General features: G+C 35.9%; 22 protein-coding genes. 14 read left to right on the top strand and 8 right to left on the bottom strand.

The features are described 5' to 3' along the window. The first annotated feature begins 23 nt into the window (after window positions 1-23). Both CHRYMOREF3P_RS04605 and CHRYMOREF3P_RS04610 read left to right on the top strand, forming a co-directional pair. A complete protein-coding gene (locus tag CHRYMOREF3P_RS04605) occupies window positions 24-1,706 on the top strand; it encodes an APC family permease (RefSeq protein WP_077416566.1) in 1,683 nt (560 codons plus the stop codon). Between the two features lie 154 nt (window positions 1,707-1,860). Beyond that, a complete protein-coding gene (locus tag CHRYMOREF3P_RS04610) occupies window positions 1,861-2,205 on the top strand; it encodes a DUF962 domain-containing protein (protein WP_077416564.1) in 345 nt (114 codons plus the stop codon). A gap of 360 nt (window positions 2,206-2,565) precedes the next feature. Here the strand turns inward: CHRYMOREF3P_RS04610 and CHRYMOREF3P_RS04615 are convergent, their stop codons facing one another. The 3 genes from CHRYMOREF3P_RS04615 to CHRYMOREF3P_RS04625 form a co-directional block, all read right to left on the bottom strand. After that, complete coding sequence (locus CHRYMOREF3P_RS04615) at window positions 2,566-3,030, bottom strand: hypothetical protein (RefSeq protein ID WP_180563967.1); 465 nt, start codon at window positions 3,028-3,030, stop codon at window positions 2,566-2,568. A 25-nt stretch (window positions 3,031-3,055) separates the two neighbouring features. After that, window positions 3,056-3,511: a lipocalin family protein gene (locus tag CHRYMOREF3P_RS04620; RefSeq protein WP_077416560.1), complete on the bottom strand. Its 456-nt coding sequence runs from the start codon at window positions 3,509-3,511 to the stop codon at window positions 3,056-3,058. Between the two features lie 133 nt (window positions 3,512-3,644). Next, the gene (locus CHRYMOREF3P_RS04625; RefSeq protein ID WP_180563968.1) at window positions 3,645-5,666 is read right to left on the bottom strand and encodes a hypothetical protein; all 2,022 of its coding nucleotides are present in this window, start codon (window positions 5,664-5,666) and stop codon (window positions 3,645-3,647) included. Between the two features lie 149 nt (window positions 5,667-5,815). Here CHRYMOREF3P_RS04625 and CHRYMOREF3P_RS24130 point away from each other — a divergent pair, with 149 nt between their 5' ends. Continuing rightward, on the top strand, window positions 5,816-6,430 hold the full coding sequence (locus CHRYMOREF3P_RS24130; protein ID WP_077416556.1) for a DUF4377 domain-containing protein: 615 nt from the start codon (window positions 5,816-5,818) through the stop codon (window positions 6,428-6,430). Window positions 6,431-6,562: 132 nt separating this feature from the next. Here the strand turns inward: CHRYMOREF3P_RS24130 and CHRYMOREF3P_RS04640 are convergent, their stop codons facing one another. Continuing rightward, window positions 6,563-7,501: an SPFH domain-containing protein gene (locus CHRYMOREF3P_RS04640; protein ID WP_077416554.1), complete on the bottom strand. Its 939-nt coding sequence runs from the start codon at window positions 7,499-7,501 to the stop codon at window positions 6,563-6,565. 195 nt (window positions 7,502-7,696) lie between these two features. On the opposite strand from CHRYMOREF3P_RS04640, the gene CHRYMOREF3P_RS04645 reads away from it, so the two are divergent. The 6 genes from CHRYMOREF3P_RS04645 (at window position 7,697) to CHRYMOREF3P_RS04670 (ending at window position 11,468) form a co-directional block, all read left to right on the top strand. After that, window positions 7,697-8,269 carry a Crp/Fnr family transcriptional regulator gene (locus tag CHRYMOREF3P_RS04645; RefSeq protein ID WP_047385450.1) on the top strand — a complete coding sequence of 191 codons (573 nt, stop codon included), beginning with the start codon at window positions 7,697-7,699 and terminating at the stop codon, window positions 8,267-8,269. A 107-nt stretch (window positions 8,270-8,376) separates the two neighbouring features. After that, window positions 8,377-8,910: a YceI family protein gene (locus CHRYMOREF3P_RS04650; RefSeq protein WP_180563969.1), complete on the top strand. Its 534-nt coding sequence runs from the start codon at window positions 8,377-8,379 to the stop codon at window positions 8,908-8,910. Between the two features lie 39 nt (window positions 8,911-8,949). Beyond that, on the top strand, window positions 8,950-9,168 hold the full coding sequence (locus CHRYMOREF3P_RS04655; RefSeq protein WP_047377560.1) for a tautomerase family protein: 219 nt from the start codon (window positions 8,950-8,952) through the stop codon (window positions 9,166-9,168). A 7-nt stretch (window positions 9,169-9,175) separates the two neighbouring features. Further along, window positions 9,176-9,910: an SDR family NAD(P)-dependent oxidoreductase gene (locus CHRYMOREF3P_RS04660; protein ID WP_180563970.1), complete on the top strand. Its 735-nt coding sequence runs from the start codon at window positions 9,176-9,178 to the stop codon at window positions 9,908-9,910. Then, a complete protein-coding gene (locus CHRYMOREF3P_RS04665; RefSeq protein WP_077416549.1) occupies window positions 9,907-10,359 on the top strand; it encodes a nuclear transport factor 2 family protein in 453 nt (150 codons plus the stop codon). Before CHRYMOREF3P_RS04660 ends, CHRYMOREF3P_RS04665 begins: the two co-directional genes overlap by 4 nt. Before the next feature lie 32 nt (window positions 10,360-10,391). Next, complete coding sequence (locus tag CHRYMOREF3P_RS04670; protein WP_180563971.1) at window positions 10,392-11,468, top strand: NAD(P)H-dependent flavin oxidoreductase; 1,077 nt, start codon at window positions 10,392-10,394, stop codon at window positions 11,466-11,468. A 3-nt stretch (window positions 11,469-11,471) separates the two neighbouring features. Here CHRYMOREF3P_RS04670 and CHRYMOREF3P_RS04675 read toward each other — a convergent pair whose 3' ends face one another. Continuing rightward, complete coding sequence (locus CHRYMOREF3P_RS04675; RefSeq protein WP_077418023.1) at window positions 11,472-12,827, bottom strand: deoxyguanosinetriphosphate triphosphohydrolase; 1,356 nt, start codon at window positions 12,825-12,827, stop codon at window positions 11,472-11,474. Between the two features lie 205 nt (window positions 12,828-13,032). Here CHRYMOREF3P_RS04675 and CHRYMOREF3P_RS04680 point away from each other — a divergent pair, with 205 nt between their 5' ends. Then, window positions 13,033-13,662, top strand: a complete 630-nt coding sequence (locus CHRYMOREF3P_RS04680) for a class I SAM-dependent methyltransferase (RefSeq protein WP_077416545.1) — start codon at window positions 13,033-13,035, stop codon at window positions 13,660-13,662. A gap of 90 nt (window positions 13,663-13,752) precedes the next feature. Beyond that, window positions 13,753-14,487: a DNA-formamidopyrimidine glycosylase family protein gene (locus CHRYMOREF3P_RS04685; protein WP_180563972.1), complete on the top strand. Its 735-nt coding sequence runs from the start codon at window positions 13,753-13,755 to the stop codon at window positions 14,485-14,487. A 230-nt stretch (window positions 14,488-14,717) separates the two neighbouring features. Here CHRYMOREF3P_RS04685 and CHRYMOREF3P_RS04690 read toward each other — a convergent pair whose 3' ends face one another. Next, window positions 14,718-15,440: a LytR/AlgR family response regulator transcription factor gene (locus CHRYMOREF3P_RS04690; RefSeq protein WP_180563973.1), complete on the bottom strand. Its 723-nt coding sequence runs from the start codon at window positions 15,438-15,440 to the stop codon at window positions 14,718-14,720. Continuing rightward, window positions 15,440-16,516: a sensor histidine kinase gene (locus CHRYMOREF3P_RS04695; protein WP_077416540.1), complete on the bottom strand. Its 1,077-nt coding sequence runs from the start codon at window positions 16,514-16,516 to the stop codon at window positions 15,440-15,442. The genes CHRYMOREF3P_RS04690 and CHRYMOREF3P_RS04695 overlap by 1 nt, the downstream gene beginning before the upstream one ends. Before the next feature lie 192 nt (window positions 16,517-16,708). Between CHRYMOREF3P_RS04695 and CHRYMOREF3P_RS04700 the strand changes: the two genes are divergently transcribed. The 3 genes from CHRYMOREF3P_RS04700 to CHRYMOREF3P_RS04710 all read left to right on the top strand — a co-directional run bounded on the left by CHRYMOREF3P_RS04700 (window position 16,709) and on the right by CHRYMOREF3P_RS04710 (window position 19,023). Continuing rightward, entirely contained in the window at window positions 16,709-17,137 is a 429-nt protein-coding gene (locus tag CHRYMOREF3P_RS04700) for a hypothetical protein (protein WP_077416538.1), read from the top strand. 7 nt (window positions 17,138-17,144) lie between these two features. Further along, window positions 17,145-18,116, top strand: coding sequence for a hypothetical protein (locus CHRYMOREF3P_RS04705; protein WP_180563974.1), 972 nt, complete (start codon window positions 17,145-17,147; stop codon window positions 18,114-18,116). 250 nt (window positions 18,117-18,366) lie between these two features. Next, entirely contained in the window at window positions 18,367-19,023 is a 657-nt protein-coding gene (locus tag CHRYMOREF3P_RS04710) for a glycosyltransferase family 32 protein (protein ID WP_180563975.1), read from the top strand. On the opposite strand, the gene CHRYMOREF3P_RS04715 is transcribed toward CHRYMOREF3P_RS04710, so the two are convergent. Further along, on the bottom strand, window positions 19,020-19,355 hold the full coding sequence (locus CHRYMOREF3P_RS04715) for a DMT family transporter (RefSeq protein ID WP_077416531.1): 336 nt from the start codon (window positions 19,353-19,355) through the stop codon (window positions 19,020-19,022). The two genes, CHRYMOREF3P_RS04710 and CHRYMOREF3P_RS04715, sit on opposite strands and share 4 nt — an antisense overlap. Between the last annotated feature and the right edge of the window lie 334 nt (window positions 19,356-19,689).

The raw sequence follows: 19,689 nt of genomic DNA on the forward strand, positions 1-19,689 counted from the left end.
TTCAAATCAAATATAGTTATTGAATGAGTCAACTTTTTAGAAGAAAAATCTATTCAGATACAGATACTTCAACGGGACTTTTAAGAGTCCTGGGTGTATGGGACATTGTATTTTTTGGTATTGCGGCTATTATAGGAGCTGGGAGTTTCAGCAGTTTGGGAGAAGCCGTTTTCAGAGGTGGTCCCGGTGTTATTCTTCTATATTTGATTTGCGGTTTTGCCTGTGGATTTACTGCCTTATGTTATGCTGAATTTGCCAGCAGAATTCCTACCGCAGGTTCTGCATACACCTATGCCTATGCGAGTTTTGGTGAGCTGATTGCCTGGATAATCGGCTGGGCCCTGATTATGGAATATTCTTTCGGAAATATTTACGTAGCCTTTTCCTGGTCGGACTATTTCACCAGTTTCTTAGGGCGTCTCGGAATGCATATCCCTGATTATCTGACCTGCAGCTATACTGAAGCAAGAAAAGCAGTTCAATATGGTTCAGAAAACAAAGAACTGTTAAATGCCTGGAAAACAGCTCCATTGATTGGAAGTTTGAAATTCATTGTAGACATTCCGGCATTGGTTATCAACGGTTTGATTACATGGCTTTGCTATGTAGGAGTAAAAGAAAGTAAAAACTTCAATAACTCTCTGGTTATCTTAAAGCTAGGTGTAATCATATTGGTTATCCTGGTTGGTTTTTCTTATATCAATACTGAAAACTGGACACCAATAAGCCCTACTACCGGAACACCATCCTTTATGCCAAACGGCTTTGCCGGAGTAATGAGTGCAGTATCCGGAGTATTCTTTGCTTATATCGGATTTGATGCCTTAAGTGTACTTTCTGAAGAGACCAAAGATCCACAAAAGACCTTACCAAAAGGAATGATTATCTCTCTTGTACTGTGTACGGTAATTTATATTGCCCTAACGCTTGTACTAACAGGGATGGTAGATTATAAAAAGTTTGATGGCGTAGGAGATCCGCTTTCATTCATCTTTGAAAAAACAAATGCTAATGTAGCCTGGATGGAACTTACCGTTTCTTTCGTTGCTATTGTTGCCATTACTACTGTATTATTGGTTTTCCAGATGGGGCAGCCGAGAATCTGGTATGCGATGAGCCGTGACGGACTGATGCCTCAGAGATTCCAGAAGGTACATTCAAAATATAAAACTCCTTCTTACGCAACTGTTGTTACCGGAATTGTAGTTGGTATTCCTATCCTATTCACAGATAAAACATTTATCCTGGATTTTACGAGTATCGGAACTATTTTCGCTTTCGTATTGGTATGTGCAGGGGTACTTATGCTTCCGGCCAAAGAGAAAATCAAAGGCAGATTTCACCTTCCGTATGTGAATGGTAAAATTATTTTCCCTGTTGTTTTCATTGGTAGTTTGCTGGCTTTCTATAAGTGGCAACCGGAGTTTTTTGACAACCTGATGAACTGGTCAGATCCTAATGAAGGAGAATTCAGAGCCTCTATTTTCTTCTTTATTATCATCAACCTGATCTTATGTGTAGTAGCTTTTGTCAAGAACTTATCATTGATTCCATTGGTTGGATTAAGTTCATGTCTGTATCTACTTACAGGAATGAGCCATGAAAACTGGTTCTGGTTCGGAATGTGGTTCCTGATCGGTATGGTTATTTATTTCTGCTACGGATATAAAAACAGTAAACTTGGAAAAGAATTAAAGAATAGCTAAAAAATAGCAGCAAAACTTTGAAAAGGCAAAATGGCAAAAAAGTCGAACATTTGAACAGACTGATTTGCGATTTTGCCTTTTTTATTTTTTACACTCTAAAAAAATCGGCCGAATTATTGCTATAACTTCAATAGAATCAACAAACTAACCCACCATGGCTGAAAGAATTAAAACCTACAGAGAATTTTATCTGTTTTACCTTACTGAACACAGTAAAACAGGAACCCGGATTTTTCATTTTATAGGAACACTGCTCATATTTTTCGTCATAGGATATGTGATCAGTTCCGGAAAGGAAAGATTTCTCTGGTATATTCCAATTTTCGGATATGGATTTGCCTGGTTCAGTCATGCAGTGATTGAGAGAAACAGACCGGCTACTTTTAAATATCCATTATGGTCTTTAATTTCAGATTTCAGACTTTTTTTTGAACTGTTGATTGGTAAGCAGAAATTCTTTACATCCAATAATCAACCACAGAAGCAGGAACAGCCTTAAAGCTTTTTCCAGTTCTTTTTTTATACGAAAAATATTGAGTGTTGGGAAACGCAAAGGCGCAAAAGTTTATACATTTCGCCAATTTTAAGGCGCAAGAAAATCTAAGATTTTCAGCAAAGAAATATTATCAATTTCCCAGAGATCATTCCGGAGATTTAACATTTTTTCTCATCAGAATCTGCCTAATTTGTAAAAACTGTGAGAGGTTAAGAATATGTAGTTTACAATTTTATCAAAGATAAAATCCTTGCGTCTTACATACACATGGTTTGTAAAAATCTTAGCGCCTTTGTGTGTTCAAAAAAACTTCTACTTATAATTTTTTAATTTTGGGTTTGCTTCACCTTCGGTTCGCAATGACTATAATTCAGTGGAATTTTGTTTATTTGGATGAAGCTTCTTCCCTATCAGATATCCCAATGAGGGCAGAATAAAAGATAATACCACCGGGAATATCAATGAAAGGCCAGAACCCTCAAGACTAATCGTTAGAGGAAAAAGATATCCATTATAAACAATGAGCGCCAATGTAAAAATAAAACTGTCACTATTATTTGTAGAAAGAATATTAAAATGACTTCCAAACTGATCGAATAAACCGGAACAAGCGAATAAGAAAACATTCAAAAAAAACATACACAGAACGGTTCTGTAGATCATTCCTTTTTTTGCATTCAGATATCCCGCAAAGATCAAAAAAAGAGATAAAATTCCTGAAATAAAAAAATCTACACCAGAAAAATCTGTTTCTCCGCCAGTTTTTGTAAAGAAATACATTGCATACAGAACAATATTAAGGAGATAGATTATCGTTACATAATTCATTACATCAAAAGTTTACTGTTGGCTGTTAGTATTTTTTCTCAAGGATATCGTAGTGGATGGTGTTTACCACTTTTTCAGCAAGAGCATCTCCTTTTACTTTAATAGGATTGGGAATGTAACTTGAAAAAGTCATTGTGTTATCCTGATTAAGGGTCACTTCCACTTCTTCAAGTATATTTTGCTCATCTACATAAAACTGAATTCTGTTTTCTACGATTCTCCAAAAAGAAAGTCTTGGTTCAGATGGGCTGCAGTCACCTGTTTTCCCTTCTACATAATTATAAATGGCATATCCGTCTTCCCTGATGGCATAATTTCTCATCAGACGGCAATTATCAAATTCTTTTACCACTTTCTTTTTATTTTCATAAAACCCGGATTCTTTCAGTTTCCAGAATCCTGTAACGTTTTCTTTCTTTAATTTCTGGGCATTCATACAAGATACTGCCATAAGAAAAGCAAGAGAAAATATCTTCTGCATAGATAAATTTGTGTGTTTTATATGATTTTAAATGAATATACAATAATTGGAATAAAGAGTTTCGGCGGGCGGCTCCGCCGCCCGCCGAAACTTAAACCCTAAACTCTAAACTTTGAATTTTAGAATCCAGGCTCTATTTAAATTTCTTCTTAAAACTGAATTTAAGTCTATTCATCAGCCCTGGTTCTATGATGTCAATTCCAATTCCAAAATTGCTGTCTGCAATGGTATGATGGTCTGTTCTGAACTTTTCAAACTCACTTTGCGGAATTTCAAGATTGATCAGAGGGTTGTATTCGATGTATACACTTGCCCCGTTCTTGCTTACTTTTTTACGGCTTTTATAGTCAAAATACGGATTGGCAATGGTGCATTCCTGAACCGTATATTTTTCTTCGGTATCAATCTTCTGATCTGTATAGAGATTAATTTCATACTTTTCGGTATCGAAATTATGCCAGAACGATAAATCTTTATGCATAAAATCTCTTGCACTTGCCTTCACAACATTTCTGTCAAAATACATAAGGAAACGGTTGTTCTGTGGATCTACATAGTAAGGATTCTCAATGATAGCGGTATATTGAATCTTCACTTCATTCAGTCTTTTATCATCACTTATCACATCAATGGCTGCATCTTTGAATACATTCCGTACATCTGTACCATTTCTGTCACTCGAATAATTTAAGCCATAGAAAAGGAAACTGTTCCAGCTGTCTATAATTTCCCTTTTGTTGGTGCTTTTAAAATACCTTCTCATGGCATTGGCCCTGCTTCCTTTGTAAGTTGTTGACAGAGTAAATTTTCCGACAGTCCCCTGTACATTAAAATCTACTTTTTCGTCAATACAGAAATAAGGAAATTGATAAGGTTTTCTTATCTGGAGCTCCTGATCTTTTTTCACTTCCAGATAATGCATAAAATACATGAATCCTCTGTTTTCAATCAGTCCGAATTCATCACGAATCGTAGCATCAATAAAGTATTCCTGATCTTTATAATTCACTTTTACGACAACATGATTGAAGTTTAACAGTGATGGAAGGTAATATTTGATATAATAATCTGTATTGAAATTCACCAGTACAACAGAAGCATCCACTCCAATATAATCAAGGATCACTTTTAATAAAACTGATTTCGCTTTACAGTCTCCCTGCTTATTTTCATAGGTTACAGACGGTGCTTGCGGCTTATGTCCATTCATTTCATCCGCATTGAAGATATAATAGATATGGTTCTGAACATATTCTATAGCAAACTGAAGCTTTTCACCATGATCGGCAATAGCATCCAGCTTTTCAATCAGGTTCGGCGCAAAATCCTTCAAGGAAGAGCTATTGAAAATCTCCTCATAAAGAGGCACAATATAATTGGAAAGGTCTTTCCAGCTGCTTTCGGTAGCAAAGTCCACATAAGGAAAAATTTCTCTTCCGGAATCTACAGGATTAATATAATTCTGTTCTTCTATCACAAACCTCTCCCCTTTTTTCAGATGCTTCGTTTCCGGTTCCAGAACATCTCCCTGCTCATCTCTGAAAAATGTCTTTTTATAGGCAATCGTCTGCTCACGTTCATTGATAAAAGTAAATTTAAAATTGCCATAGGCCCAGTAATTATCCGGACTTACCCATACATATTTTGAGAATTCCTTTCTTAGGAAATCCCGGTCTGTAAATGCTTTAATCCTTGAATCTTCTAAAATTAATACATCATACAGCCTGAGATCTTTAATCGTAATATTGATCTTTTTATTACTGCTCAAAACTCCGCCGCTGCTCTGGTTTTCGCTGTCAAGAACTTTAATATTCGTATCCGGAATTTTATCTATCAGTACTCCATCTCTCAAAACACTGATCCTGTGAATCTGATAGACTTCATTTTCCTCCACAATGACATCAGACACAGAAGCTCGTTCCAGATTTCCCGGCTCGTTCAGAGTATAAGCCATGCAGACATATTCACTGTTTTCCGTATTGCTCGTGTAATATTTTTTGTCTAAAAAGTAGCAGTAATCACGGCCTTCATCAATTTGTTTTTTAGCAAATTCGGAGTCTTTGATTCTGTTTTTTATTTCCTCATCTCCAATATTTCCTGCCCACATTTCAGGTTTTTGAATCCTGTAATTTTCAACTTGCATTTGATTTTCCATATTTATTGTAAGAATTATGTTTTGCGGTTAGTGTTTAAGAACTTCAAATTAAATGATTAAAAAAATAAAAAGCAATAGCAGAAGTACTACAAATTCAGGAAAGCCAAGTTCGGCATGGTAATTGCGAAGTATGGGGAAAAATCAAGTTTATGAAAAGTATCGCAACAATTCTAAAAGGGGCAGCACCCGCATTAGCATTATTTGCAATGACGCAATGTACAACCACAGCCAATGCATCCACAGGCGATGAAGCCACCTTCATCGTAGGACCACAAACAGCAGACTGTACCGGCGTAGCTCCTATGAAATGTCTGCAGGTAAAAGAAAATGCTTCCGGAAACTGGACCAATTTCTACAGCAATATTGAAGGATTTACCTATGAACCGGGATATGAATATGTTTTAAAAGTAAAAACTGAAAAAATTGCCAATCCTCCAGCTGACGGATCATCCATAAAATACACCTTGGTAAAGCAGGTTTCTAAAACGAAAAAGAAAGAAATGGCATCCAATGAAAAAACACTTATCGTAGGCCCACAAACCGTAGACTGTTCTGCAGGAGCAGGCCGTATGAAGTGTATGCAGGTAAAAGAAAATGCTTCTGAAAGCTGGACCAATTTCTACAGCAATATTGAAGGATTTACCTATGAACCAGGTTACGAATATGTTTTAAAAGTAAAAACTGAAAAAATAGCAAATCCACCGGCTGACGCTTCTTCCATAAAATACACATTGATAGAACAGGTTTCTAAAACGAAAAAATAATAAAAAAAGCTTCTGAAAATTTCAGAAGCCTTTTTGTTTTATGAAGGAAATGAAGTCTGAAGTTATTTTTGACAATAAAGGAAAATTCTCCAAGGATTCATCTTTTAAGTATTCATACTCTTTTTCCCTATTTTAAAATCCACTCTCTTTTTGAGGTGGATCCGGGTATTTACCTTTAGCTGCCTCACCTACCGTATTTGCAGTAGTCATAGCTACTACAAGATCATTCAACATGCTGCTGGCTGCTGTAGGTGAATTGGGAAGAAGAACCAGGTTGCTTCTGTTACTTGCTCCTATGGAATGCAATGTATCATAATGCTGTGTCACTACGATAAGTGCTGATGCTTCGTGTGAATTGATTTCTACATTATTCAGCATCCTTACAGACTCTTCAAGACCCTTTGCAATTTCTCTTCTTTGGTCTGCAATCCCTTGTCCCTGAAGTTTTTTAGATTCTGCTTCTGCTTTTGCAACGGCTACAATTCGGATTCTTTGTGCTTCGGATTCATATTCTGCAGCAGTTTTTTCTCTTTCCGCCGCATTGATTCTATTCATCGCATGTTTTACCTGTTCATCCGGATCAATATCAGTAACCAAAGCTTTGATAATATCATATCCATAGCTGTTCATAGCCTCCTGAAGCTCACTTTTTACTGCAATCGCCACATCATCTTTTCTTACAAAAACATCATCCAGTTTCAATTTCGGAACTTCTGCTCTTACCACATCAAAAACAAATGAAGTAATTTGATTTTCAGGATTTTCCAAACGATAATAAGCATCTCCAACCTGATTTCTGATCACCTGATACTGAACAGAAATTTTCATTTTGATGAAAACGTTGTCTAATGTTTTAGTATCAATCATTACATCCAGCTGCTGAATTCTCAGGTTCAGTCTTTTCGCAATCTGATCTATGATTGGCAGCTTAAGATGGAGACCGGAATGTTTTACTGCCCGGAACTTTCCAAAACGTTCAATAATCGCTGCGGTCTCCTGCTTAACTACAAAGAACGAAGCGAATAAAATGATTAGCCCGAAGAAAATAACGGGCGCTAAATATATTCCCATAGCTTTTAATTTTTTAATAGGTCGTAATAAATCCTGTTTTGTTAAAACATTTTTATTGGTGTTTGCTTAAATATATGAAAAATAAATCTAAGGTTTAATACAATATCTCCTAATAATCAAGCCCAAGAATGATTGATTATTTTTAAACTAAAATTATCCTGAAAAAAACTTACTTTTGAATATTCATTGCATATCATGGTCAATTCTAAAGAAATATTAAAGGATCACATCTCTAAATTCACTTCTCTTACTGAAGAACAACTTGACTATGTTTTTGAACATTTTAATCTGATTACTTTAAAAAAAGGGCAAAGCCTTATCTCGGAAGGTGATTTCGTAAATCATGAATATTTCGTTCTGGAAGGCTGTCTGAAAGCTTTTTATCTTAATGACAGCATGAAAATGTTTATTCTCCAGTTTGCTATGCCGACCTGGTGGGTGACAGATTTTGATGCACTTTACAGTAAAACCAGGGCTACTATTAACGTAGACTGCATTACGAACGCTACTATTCTTTCTATTTCCAACGAAGACAGGGAAAAAATCTGCAATGAAATTCATGAAGTTGAACATTTTTTCAGATGGAGAACCAACAAAGGATATGTAGCAGCACAAAAACGTCTGCTTTCTTTCATGAATAATGATGCTAAATTCCGGTATGAGGAACTTTTGGCCATGTATCCCCAACTGTACAATCTGGTCCCTAAACACCTGATTGCATCTTATCTTGGAGTAACCAGGGAAACCCTGAGCAGACTTCATCAATAAACAACACCCTTACCTCGTCTATCCTCTCTTCTATTTTGTGAGGTACATCACGTAACTTTTTCTTTCAACCGGCTGAACTTTGTGTCATTAATTAAACCCAAATAAAAATGGACACAAAAAATTTCAAAGTCAATAATGAAAACAGTACGATCGACTGGATCGGAAGAAAAGTAACCGGAGCTCACAACGGAACAATCGGTGTAAAAGATGGAAACTTCAGATTTGAAGATGGAAAACCTGTATCTGGAAAATTTGTCATTGATACCCGTGCTATCAAAATCCTTGATATCGAGGATGCTGAAACCAATGCTCAGTTTGCAGGCCACCTTACCTCTGACGATTTCTTTAATTCTGATCAGTTTCCTGAAGCTCTTTTTGAAATCACTCATGCTGAACCTGGTGATCAGAATCTGTATAACGTAACCGGAGATCTTACCATAAAAGGGATTACTCATTCTATCAACACAAGTCTGCAGATTGTAACAACGGATAATACGGCTGTTTTAGATGCTAAAATTGTAGTCGACAGAACGAAATTCAATATCAAATTCAGATCCTCCAATTTCTTTACCAATCTTGGTGATACGCTGATCTACAACAATTTTGATTTACATATTCATCTTGTTGCAGAAGCTTACTAACAGAACTTAAAGATTATTTAACCTTAAAAATTTACCATCATGCCATTCATAAAAGTAGATGTGCTTCGCGAAGATCTTAACCGCGAAACGAAACAACAATTAATCAGAAAAATAAGTGAAGCTGTAACTTCAGTTTTGAATAAGGATCCTCATTTGACCCATATTGTGATCAACGAAATCGAAGATGATAACTGGGGATATGCCGGAGAACAGGTTTCAGTATTAAAAGAACAAGGATTTTCAACAGAAAAAAAATAAACATAAAATGAAAAAGCAAACGATAATTGTAACAGGAGCCTCTTCAGGGATAGGATTGGAAACAGCCCGTTATTTCTTAGACAGAGGTGATAATGTAATCATCAATTCACAAACAGCATCTAAATTAGAGGAAGTTTACCATGAACTGGGAGCCGGAGAAAATCTGGCGATGGTTGCCGGAAATGTATCCGAGAAAACAACAGGAGAAGCCTTGGTAAAAACAGCACTTGAAAGATTTGGATCAATTGACGTTCTGATCAACAATGCGGGAATTTACGAGAACAAACCTTTTCTGGAAGTCACTGAAGACTATCTGGACCGTTTTTTAACAACCAATCTAAAAGGAACATTCTTTACAACACAGGCTGTCATTCCTCAAATGATCAAACAAAAAGACGGTGTTGTGATCAATGTAGGAACTCCATTAGTATATCATGCGATTGCACCGTCTCCTTCTACAGCGCCTATTTCAAGCAAAGGAGCTATTCATGCACTGACTTTGCAGCTGGCTGCAGAGTTTGGAAAAGAAAATATCAGGGTAAATACGGTCGCTCCGGGCTTGATCAGAACACCGATGCATGGTGCAGGTCTTGATAACAATGCCGGAATGCACCTCATCAACCGTATCGGGGAGCCGGAAGAATTAGCTCAGATGATTCATGCGATTGCTAAAAACAAATTAATTTCCGGAGCCATCATCAATGTTGACGGGGGAATGGGTGCCGGACATCATTTATTATGAAACTATCATTAATTATAGCATGGCTGCTCAGTTTTCCATTGAGCGGCCATGCACAAAATGTAAAGAATATGAAAACCAACCCAACACCAGAAACTGAAATAAGAAACGTCATTGAAAATTATTATTTCAAAGGAATTTATGAAGGGAATACAGACCTTCTTAGAAAAGCCTTCTATAAAGGAGCTTTGCTTTTCGGAGATGTAGATGGAGTTCCCTATTTCAAAACTGCGGATCAATATATTGAGGGAGTCGGAAACCGTGTAAGTCCGGAAAAATCCGGAAAAGATTTTAAAGCTGAAATCCTTTCTACTGACATCATTAATTCGATTGCTACAGTGAAATTAAATGTAAGAATGTATGATTTTAATTATTATAATTTCATAACTTTCAATAAGATAGACGGAAAATGGCTCATCGTTAATAAGACATTGACCAATGTACACCCTTAATTCAAGTTTTTTAATTAAAAATCAACAAAATCATGTGGAATAAAAATAGAATTACGGAATTACTGGGTATTGAATATCCTATTCTGCAAGGTCCTTTTGGCGGAGGGCTTTCTACAGTTGAGCTGACAACAGCAGTGAGCAATCTTGGCGGACTAGGCGGATTCGGAGCTTATACTTTGTCACCGCAGGAAATTTATGATATTCACAAAGAAATACTAACGAAAACGGATAAACCCTATAACCTTAATCTTTGGATAAAAGATCACGATATTATTGATGAACAGCATACAAAAGACCAGTATCAAAAGGCCATTGAAATTTTCAAACCTTATTTTGATCTTTTAGACACGGATATTCCTTTACCTCCACTCTCTTTTGAATCAAGATTTCAGAATCAGCTGAGTGTTATTTTTGATATCAAACCTAAAGTTTTCAGCTTTATGTTTGGATTGATGGATGAAAATATCATCGAAGATCTTCATCAGCAGGGAACTGCTATTTTGGGAACTGCAACAACCTTGGATGAAGCTGTTGCTCTGGAAAAAACCGGAGTGGACGTTATTGTGGCTTCCGGTTTTGAAAGTGGCGGCCACAGACCTTCGTTTCTGGATCAGGCGGAACTTTCTACAACGGGAACTTTCGCTTTGATTCAACTGATAAAGGATCGGGTAAAAATTCCTGTAGTTGCAGCGGGAGGTATTGTCAACGGGCGTGGAATTGCCGGAGCTTTCCAACTGGGCGCAGAAGCGGTACAGATCGGAACGGCATTTCTGGTCACTGAAGAATCCGGAGCTTTACCGATACATAAAGAGTTTTTGTTTTCCGATGCAGCAAGATCTACCGCTCTCACCAGAGCGTATACCGGAAGATTAGGACGCGGAATTACCACAAAAATATTCCGGGATGTATTGGCTGCCACTGACAAAACATTACCATTTCCTTTACAGACCCATTTTATGGGCGCACTGAGAAAGGCTGCTTTGGAAAAGCAAAAGCATGAGCTGGTATTTTTCTGGGCAGGTCAGATTGCCCCGCTTTTAAAGCATAAAAAAGCCTCCACTTTAATGCAGTCATTAATTGAAGAGGCTTCTGAGTTATTGAATAAATAGAATTTACACGGTCATTCCGATGTCTATTCCTTTAATTTTTCTATATAAATCGGTAGCATAGTTATCAGTCATTCCTGAAACGAAATCAATTACTCCGAGAACTTTCTGATAATCGGTACCATCATTGTAAATGAATTGCTTTGGAATTAATTTCAAAGCTTTTTCATCATAAGATTTTCTATGGTCTTCCGGTTTCAGAATGGAAGGAATAAAATGATCCAGCAATTCATACATTACATTATATCCTGCATTTTCAATTTCTACAACCGCTTTATGATTATAGATTTTTTCTACGGAGAAACTTGCAATATCCTGCAGTGCTTTATTTTCTTTTTTATAGATATCAAGTAAGCCGTTGCCAAGATTGCCTTCAAGAATCGTTTCAAAGTTATGTTTGTACATCTCAATCGACTTATTGATCAGAGCATTGATTACTTTTGCTCTTAAGTAAGAAATCTGTTCGTTTTCGTTGGAGATAGAACTTAGCTTTGTTTCAATTCTCTGAACATCATTTGTTTCAGATTTTACCAGTTCAAAAAATAAATTTTTACAGTCTGCTGTTGAAACAATTCCCAATCTGTGGGCATCTTCCATATCAATGATGTTGTAGCAGATATCATCAGCAGCTTCTACCAGCCATACAAAAGGATGTCTTTTGAAAATATAAGGTTCTTCACTTTCAGAAATAAGCTGGGTTCCTTTGGCAATTTCAAGGAATATGTCTTTTTCATTCTGGAAAAACCCGAATTTCTTCCTGTGAATGATTCCTTTTTTCTTGGCTACAGCCTCACAAGGATATTTTGCAATACTTGCCAGTGTGGAGAAAGTAAGCTGAACACCTCCCGCATCTTTCCCTTGCTGCTGCTGTGCCAGTACTCTGATCGCATTGGCATTTCCTTCAAAGTTAACCAGATCCGCCCACTCTTTTTCATTGAATTTTGACTTCAGGTCTTTTTCATTCCTTTCAAAATAGCTTGCAATGGCATCTTCTCCTGAATGTCCGAAAGCAGGGTTTCCGACATCATGACATAAACATGCAGCTGCAATTACGTTTCCCAGATTATAGAGATAAAAATTCTTTGAATCTTCAGTCAGTTCATTTTTAAAATCTTCCGCAATAAATTCACCGATAATACTTCCTAAACTTCTTCCTACAGATGATACTTCCAGAGAATGGGTAAGTCTGTTGTGTACAAAAACACTTCCGGGAAGAGGAAAAACCTGCGTTTTATTCTGTAGTCTTCTGAAAGCAGAAGAGAAAATAATTCTGTCGAAATCCCTTTGAAAATCAGTTCGTGAAGCTTTGGTCTGTGGATTGTTTCCTGTACGTTGATTGGTGAAAATCTGGTTTAAATTCATCATTTTTCAAAATTACTCCAAATTTTAATTGTATGGAATAGTATTTAGATTTTTTATTAAACAGATCTGTCATTCAAAAAATCTATAATAGTAAACGTTTTTTAGGGATCGGAAAGCTTGAAGAAATATTCTACATTTGATGCAACTAATACAACCGAAGAATACTTACAGTTTTTCTTTATCCAAATTTTAAAATTCTTTTACAATGACGGACAACACATGGCTCAAAAGATGGGACGAAAGGTATAGCAGCGAAGAGTTTGCGTATGGAACAAAACCCAACAATTATCTGAGAGAACAACTTACTCTATTAAAACCAGGTAAAATACTTTTCCCCGCAGAAGGTGAAGGCCGAAATGCTGTTTTTTCGTCAACTCAGGGATGGCAGGTTTCAGCTTTCGATATCAGTGCCAATGGCAGAAACAAAGCGTTACAGCTTGCTGAGCAACAAGGAACTACAATTGATTATCAGGTTGGAGAACTTTCAACTCTGAATTATCAGGAACAACAGTTTGACGCTATTGCTCTGATCTATGCCCATTTTCCGGGAGATATTAAATCTTCCATTCACCAAATGCTGAATCAGTATCTGCGTAAAGGCGGTTTTATTATTTTTGAAGCTTTCAGTAAAAGCCATCTTAAATATATTGCAAAGAACGAAAAGGTAGGCGGGCCAAAGGACATTGAATCCTTATTTTCTATTGAAGAGATTAAAGCTGATTTTCCGGATTATAACATTATTGAATTAGAAGAAACAGAAATTGAGCTCAACGAGGGATTGTTTCATAATGGGACGGGCTCTGTGATTCGTTTTGTAGGACAAAAACTGGTCTAAGGATATTTTAGACAGGTTTGTTTTGGGATAAAGCTTTAAATTTTAAATGGTTATGGAATACTATTTGAATCTTTATCTCAAAATAAACGTATGCCTGAAGGTCCATCCATCATATTAATGAAAGAAAGCCTGCAGCCATTTGCAGGTCAGCAAGTAACAGAAGTTTCAGGAAATGCCAAATTCGAGAAAGAAATTTTCATTGGCCAATCCCTTCTGGAAATCCGCACTTTTGGAAAACAAACTTATCTCGTTTTTGAAAAAGCAGCTATTCGGATTCACTTACTGATGTTTGGCTCTTACAGTGTTAATGAACAGACCAAACCTGATAAAAGTTTGCGTTTAGCATTGTTTTTCTCTACGGGAAGCATCTATTTTTACACCTGTTCTGTAAAATCTGTTTCTCTGGAATTTCTTTCTGCAATTGATTGGGAAGCAGATGTAATGAGCGATCAGTGGAATCCTAAGAAAGCTGAAGAAAAATTAAAATCCAATCCGAAAATGATGGTTTGTGATGCATTGATGAATCAGGATATTTTTTCGGGTGTCGGCAATATCATTAAAAACGAAGTGCTTTTCAGAATTGGAGTACAGCCGGAAAGCCTGTTGGGGAATCTTCCAGCCAAAAAAAGGAAAGAACTTATAGCTGAAGCCAGAAATTACAGTTTTGATTTCCTGAAATGGAAAAGAGAATTTGTTTTGAAAAAACACTGGCTCGTTCATACTAAATCTATATGTCCGGTATGTGGACAGAAATTGATCAAAAAACAAACGGGTGTTGGAAAAAGAAGAAGCTTCTATTGTGAAAAAGATCAGAAACTTTATTAGATTAATTAGCTAAAGCTGTTGAAGGGTTTATTTATTTAAAGAGGTCTTTTGTACCATTTAGCTTTTGTCATTCCGACGAAGGAAGAATCTTATTATTGTTCAAAACATAAGATTCTTCACTACATTTTATTACGTTCAGAATGACACCTCCTGCCCTACAGATTTTCACTAATGATGTAGTATCTGAGATTTATATTACCCATTCCTTATCATTCACTACTCATTTTACATTAGTCTGAGTTCAGAAGCCCTCCGGCAAATTTTGTAAAAAACTCGGATCTGTATACTTCTCCAAGAGGAATCTCGGAGTCTTCAATATATATATTATGATTGTCAAATGAATCAATATAATTCATATTGACAATGTAAGATTTGCTTACTCTGATGAAGGTTTCTCCGGATATTTTCTGATGAATTGTTTTTAAATTCATTGCAGTGATAAGCTTTTGCTGCTTTGTATGAATGACTACATAATCCTTAAGCCCTTCTATAAATTTAATATCTGCAAAACTGATTTTATAGAACCTTCGTTCTGCTTTGATGAATAAAAAATCTGCAGTATTGGATTCTACCGTATTTTTTACAGTGTCTTTGGATAAAAGTTCAGTATAAAGTATGGCTTTATCAATTGCTTTTTCCAGCCTTTTGGGATCAACAGGTTTCAGAAGATAATCTACAGCTTCCAATTCATAGCTCCTCAGTGCGTACTGAGAATAGGCTGTTGTAAAGATGATCAGCGATTTTTTGGGAAGCATTTCTGCGAACTCAAGACCTGTCACCATGGGCATTTCTATATCAAGAAAAATAAGATCTACATCAATATCTTTAAGAAAATCGAGTGCAGACGGAGCATTGGAAAATTCGCCAAGGATATCAACATTGGAAGTTTCAGTGATCAGAGATCTCATTTCTGATCTTGCCAAAGGTTCATCATCAACTATAATACAATTCATCAAACGGGAATTTTTAAATTTACAATATATTCTTTTTCACCGGATTCTATCTGCAGGTCAAAAGTGTCGTTATAAAGAAGTTCCAGCCTTCTGGTGATATTGGCAAGCCCAAGTCCACTGCTTTTTTTGTCCGAAACGGTATAACCAGCACTTCTTGAATTCACACATATAAAATGGAGCTGTTTATTCTCAATACTAATTTCTATTTTCACATAAGACTCTCCTCCATTGAGATCCACACTGTGCTTTACAGCATTTTCAACAAAAGTGGTAAACAAATTCGGTGGAATAAATGTGCTGCTGATTATTCTTTTATCAACATCGGTTTGAATATCAAAAGAAAAATGATCACGTCTTATTTTTTCAAGGTTTAAAAAATTGGACAAAAAATCAATTTCTGAAGCCAGTAACGTTTTTTCTTCACTGTTTTCATACAGCTGATATCTGAGAAATTCAGAAAGTTTTACAATCACTACTGAAGCTTTTGCAGGATCTGTTCTGATCAGTGCTTTTACATTATTCAGCATATTAAACAGAAAATGGGGATTGATCTGATTTCTCAGTTCATTCAGTTCCATACTCATAGTAAGGCTGCTTAGCTCATTGATCCTTTTATTATCATTAATCCATTTCTGCAAAAGTTTTATCGTTGTGGTCGTCATAATGATCGGAATACACATTAGAACTCCTTCATAAATTCCTCCCCTTTCACTTTCCTTAAGAATATTTTTCACTCTGAATTCTTCGAAAAACAGTCTGAAACCGTAACCAATAAAATTAAGCCCCGCTACTCCCATCAGAACAAGCAATACAAGATAGGTAACATATTTTGTTTTAAAGAAAAACCGCGGAACCAATACATATATATTTATATAGACCATTGCAATGAGGATCGTATACACAAAGAATAAAACATAGTATTGATATATTCCCGAATACCAATGCCAGAATCTCGCGCTGTACAGCAAAAAGAAAAAGAAAATCAGAAACAGGAGATGTCTTCGGAATCCATACTTCGCTTCCACCAAAAAATCCATTGCAAAGGTTTCTTCAAATTTCTGCGGACTGTATTTCATACGATAGGCTTATTTTATCATTAACAAAAATAGACAATAACGGAATTTACAACTATTTTATTATACGAAACCTCTCTTTTATTATACCAATTATGATGTTCCGGGATTTGGTATAAAATACCGGCCACTTTGTATAAAAACAAATTTACGCTGCTCTTTTCTCTATTCCTTTGTGCTGTAAAATGAACACATATGGAATTAACAGCTTTTCACGAATTGACTCAGGAAATATCATTGGAATGTTTCTTTATGACAGAATCTCAACAGGAAGAAAAAGTAATACAGCTTATTGATTTGCACCATTTTATTGAGTGTTTTGAACCGAAAATGAAAATTCTCAGCTACCTCCATCATCCTATTAACATGGTGGAACATAATGGAGATAAAAAAGGAATCCTGTTTTGTGACCTGAAACATTCTGCAGTGCCTGACAGCAATGCTTCTGAAGAGTTTAGAAGGAGATACGGGCTTTCGGAACTCTGGTTTGTTTTTGTAGAGGAAACATTTGTACCGGATACATCCGCCTATGCTGATGCGATTATTGAAAACAGTCTGGACATCTTCTATGACAAGATTTTCAGCTTTAATTTCTTTCAATCTATTATTCACCCTTTAAAATAAACTGCCCATGAAAACATTGAGAAGAGTACTTGTGCCACTGGCAATACTCCCTTTAAAGAACATTACGTATGCCCAGAAAAAGGACAGCATTCCTTTGAAGGTACGTGCTTTTTTTGCTGATAAAATTCCGCAGGCCCGGAACTTCAACGTCGAATACACCTTTGTCACGCCATCCTCCTTCTCATCACAGCTCCAAGGTCAGGATCTGCCGGACAATAAAGTAAAAAGCTTTCAACAGATGAAGGCAGATGCCAATATTTATTTCATCAAAAACAGAAGCTGGCTTTTGAGTACTACACTGAACTACCGCTACACTTCAATCAGTATCGAAAATCCTGTAATTCCGGGAATTGGATCTGAAGAAAACTTTCACTATCATTCGGAAGCGATTAATCTGAGCTATTTTTCAAGGTTATTCAAAAAGACAGCGATATATTCAGCCAGCATTTCTGCTGATGGTAGTGATCAGCATTTTGAACGGATCAGAGGATTGGTAACTGCTTCATTGATTTTAAAAGTAACTCCAAAAACAAAAATGACGCTTGGATTGGCTGGAATTATTGACCCAAGCACCCAGATTCCTGTACTCCCTATCTTCACTTATGAAAACAAATTCAACAACGGATGGGTATTGGATGTTTTGCTTCCGAAAAAAGTATTGATCCGAAAAGATATTTCTTCCGATGGCAGGATTTCTCTGGGAACGGAAATGGATAATACATCGTTTTATACCTACGGCAATAACAACACCTATGAATTCCGGCAGGCTGTTCTTAATTCAGGGGCAATTTATGAGCATAATCTTGGAGGAAACTTTATAGGAACTTTTAAAACAGGACTCAGAACAAATATCAACTCAAGAGCTTTTAATAAACAGGATTCCTTTAATGATTATATATGGAAAGGGAATTATAAACCTTCATTCTATTTCAATGTTGGAATTTCTTATAATCCATTTGAAAGAAAAAGAACAAAATGATGTTGAAAACAATTCCCGTAAATATTTGATTTTGATTTTTACAATATCCGAATAGATCTCCAGAGTTCTCTAATCAAGGATATTAAAAAAAAATTAAAATTTTCTCCTTTCAGCATTTAACCATTATTACAAATTGCAATCAAAACTACAGAAAAACACAAGTTCAGAGATTCTCTTTTATGAAAAATCTTATTACCTCTTATGCAAATGATTTAAGGATTTTATAAGAATAGAATTTAAAAAATAGAAAATGGCAGTACCCAAACAGATATTTCAGACTTTTAAAACTAAAAAACTTCCTTTAATTACGCGATATCACATCTGGAATATGAAAAGGAAAAACCAGGAATACCGCTATTTTTTTTATGATGACCAGGATATAGAGAAATTTATCACCGAAGAATTTCCTCCTGAATATATTGAAAATTATCGTAAACTGGCTATAGGAGCTTCAAAAGCAGATTTCTTCAGATATGCTGTTTTATATAAAAAAGGCGGAATATACCTTGATATAGACAGCGGTATTATAAAACCTTTTAAACAACTCATCCAGGAAGATGATGAAGCTGTAATCAGTGTAGAAAGACACGAAAATCTATATGTTCAATGGGCACTTATTTTCAATAAAAATCATCCTTTTCTAAAGAGAACATTGGAATTGATGATTGATAATATAAAAAACCACCGCTTTCCGCATGATGTACATGCTACTACAGGTCCTACTGTATTCAGTAAAGCAATCAGAGAATCATTAGAGGAAAATCCGGCTATTCCCTTTAGACTATTTCGCGGCATTGAGTTCCGTGGATATTTAAAGTTTAAATATAAACTGGGAAAGTTCTTTTTATACAAATCAAGGTCTCAACATTGGAAACAGATGCAAAAGCGTCAGGAGATTATTTTTTAATGCGTTCCCATTTTTGAAAATACATTAATAACAATCACCCCAATTACAATCAGAGCAATCCCGATAATCGCCGGAAGATCAGGAATCTGCTTGAAAGCAATAACTCCAATCATTGTTATAAAGACAATTCCCACGCCGGACCAGATGGCATAGGTAATCCCTACCGGAATCTGACGAAGCGTGAGACTTAGAAAATAAAAAGCACAGGCATATCCTATGACTGTTATTACGGATGGCCATAGTTTGGAAAATTCCTCAGATTTTTTCAGAAAACTCGTGGCGATGATCTCAAATACAATCGCTAAGGCAAGAAAAATATAACTGCGTCCCATAACTTTATTCTTTGTACAAAAGTAACAAAAGCACTCCGGTAATTCCAAAAAGGAATAATGGGAAAATTCGCTGTTGATCAAGAGACAGCAAATGTTTCTCTTTCTTTAACGCTTTGAAAACTCTTAGTTTTTTTAACCATCAATCCTGCAATTATCTTCTTTCAGGCACTTAATTCATCTTAAGTGCTTTATTTTTAGCTCCATCCAATATTGTAAAGATTTTGAAAAAGTATGCCATTGTACAAACTTATTTTTCCGATATGGCACAAAAAAATATTTCTCCATGTTATGAAATGTGACAGATGACAAAAATTCCGAATCAAAAAATGAGGCT

Origin of the sequence: Chryseobacterium sp. JV274 (assembly GCF_903969135.1) — a bacterium.
Lineage (GTDB): Bacteria > Bacteroidota > Bacteroidia > Flavobacteriales > Weeksellaceae > Chryseobacterium.

Excerpts from the sequence above, each read along its gene's own strand:
- CHRYMOREF3P_RS04605 (WP_077416566.1), top strand. The coding sequence starts at position 24 with ATGAGTCAACTTTTTAGAAGAAAAATCTATTCAGATACAGATACTTCA.
- CHRYMOREF3P_RS04610 (WP_077416564.1), top strand. The coding sequence starts at position 1,861 with ATGGCTGAAAGAATTAAAACCTACAGAGAATTTTATCTGTTTTACCTT.
- CHRYMOREF3P_RS04615 (WP_180563967.1), bottom strand. The coding sequence starts at position 3,030 with ATGAATTATGTAACGATAATCTATCTCCTTAATATTGTTCTGTATGCA.
- CHRYMOREF3P_RS04620 (WP_077416560.1), bottom strand. The coding sequence starts at position 3,511 with ATGCAGAAGATATTTTCTCTTGCTTTTCTTATGGCAGTATCTTGTATG.
- CHRYMOREF3P_RS04625 (WP_180563968.1), bottom strand. The coding sequence starts at position 5,666 with ATGGAAAATCAAATGCAAGTTGAAAATTACAGGATTCAAAAACCTGAA.
- CHRYMOREF3P_RS24130 (WP_077416556.1), top strand. The coding sequence starts at position 5,816 with ATGAAAAGTATCGCAACAATTCTAAAAGGGGCAGCACCCGCATTAGCA.
- CHRYMOREF3P_RS04640 (WP_077416554.1), bottom strand. The coding sequence starts at position 7,501 with ATGGGAATATATTTAGCGCCCGTTATTTTCTTCGGGCTAATCATTTTA.
- CHRYMOREF3P_RS04645 (WP_047385450.1), top strand. The coding sequence starts at position 7,697 with ATGGTCAATTCTAAAGAAATATTAAAGGATCACATCTCTAAATTCACT.
- CHRYMOREF3P_RS04650 (WP_180563969.1), top strand. The coding sequence starts at position 8,377 with ATGGACACAAAAAATTTCAAAGTCAATAATGAAAACAGTACGATCGAC.
- CHRYMOREF3P_RS04655 (WP_047377560.1), top strand. The coding sequence starts at position 8,950 with ATGCCATTCATAAAAGTAGATGTGCTTCGCGAAGATCTTAACCGCGAA.
- CHRYMOREF3P_RS04660 (WP_180563970.1), top strand. The coding sequence starts at position 9,176 with ATGAAAAAGCAAACGATAATTGTAACAGGAGCCTCTTCAGGGATAGGA.
- CHRYMOREF3P_RS04665 (WP_077416549.1), top strand. The coding sequence starts at position 9,907 with ATGAAACTATCATTAATTATAGCATGGCTGCTCAGTTTTCCATTGAGC.
- CHRYMOREF3P_RS04670 (WP_180563971.1), top strand. The coding sequence starts at position 10,392 with ATGTGGAATAAAAATAGAATTACGGAATTACTGGGTATTGAATATCCT.
- CHRYMOREF3P_RS04675 (WP_077418023.1), bottom strand. The coding sequence starts at position 12,827 with ATGAATTTAAACCAGATTTTCACCAATCAACGTACAGGAAACAATCCA.
- CHRYMOREF3P_RS04680 (WP_077416545.1), top strand. The coding sequence starts at position 13,033 with ATGACGGACAACACATGGCTCAAAAGATGGGACGAAAGGTATAGCAGC.
- CHRYMOREF3P_RS04685 (WP_180563972.1), top strand. The coding sequence starts at position 13,753 with ATGCCTGAAGGTCCATCCATCATATTAATGAAAGAAAGCCTGCAGCCA.
- CHRYMOREF3P_RS04690 (WP_180563973.1), bottom strand. The coding sequence starts at position 15,440 with ATGAATTGTATTATAGTTGATGATGAACCTTTGGCAAGATCAGAAATG.
- CHRYMOREF3P_RS04695 (WP_077416540.1), bottom strand. The coding sequence starts at position 16,516 with ATGAAATACAGTCCGCAGAAATTTGAAGAAACCTTTGCAATGGATTTT.
- CHRYMOREF3P_RS04700 (WP_077416538.1), top strand. The coding sequence starts at position 16,709 with ATGGAATTAACAGCTTTTCACGAATTGACTCAGGAAATATCATTGGAA.
- CHRYMOREF3P_RS04705 (WP_180563974.1), top strand. The coding sequence starts at position 17,145 with ATGAAAACATTGAGAAGAGTACTTGTGCCACTGGCAATACTCCCTTTA.
- CHRYMOREF3P_RS04710 (WP_180563975.1), top strand. The coding sequence starts at position 18,367 with ATGGCAGTACCCAAACAGATATTTCAGACTTTTAAAACTAAAAAACTT.
- CHRYMOREF3P_RS04715 (WP_077416531.1), bottom strand. The coding sequence starts at position 19,355 with ATGGGACGCAGTTATATTTTTCTTGCCTTAGCGATTGTATTTGAGATC.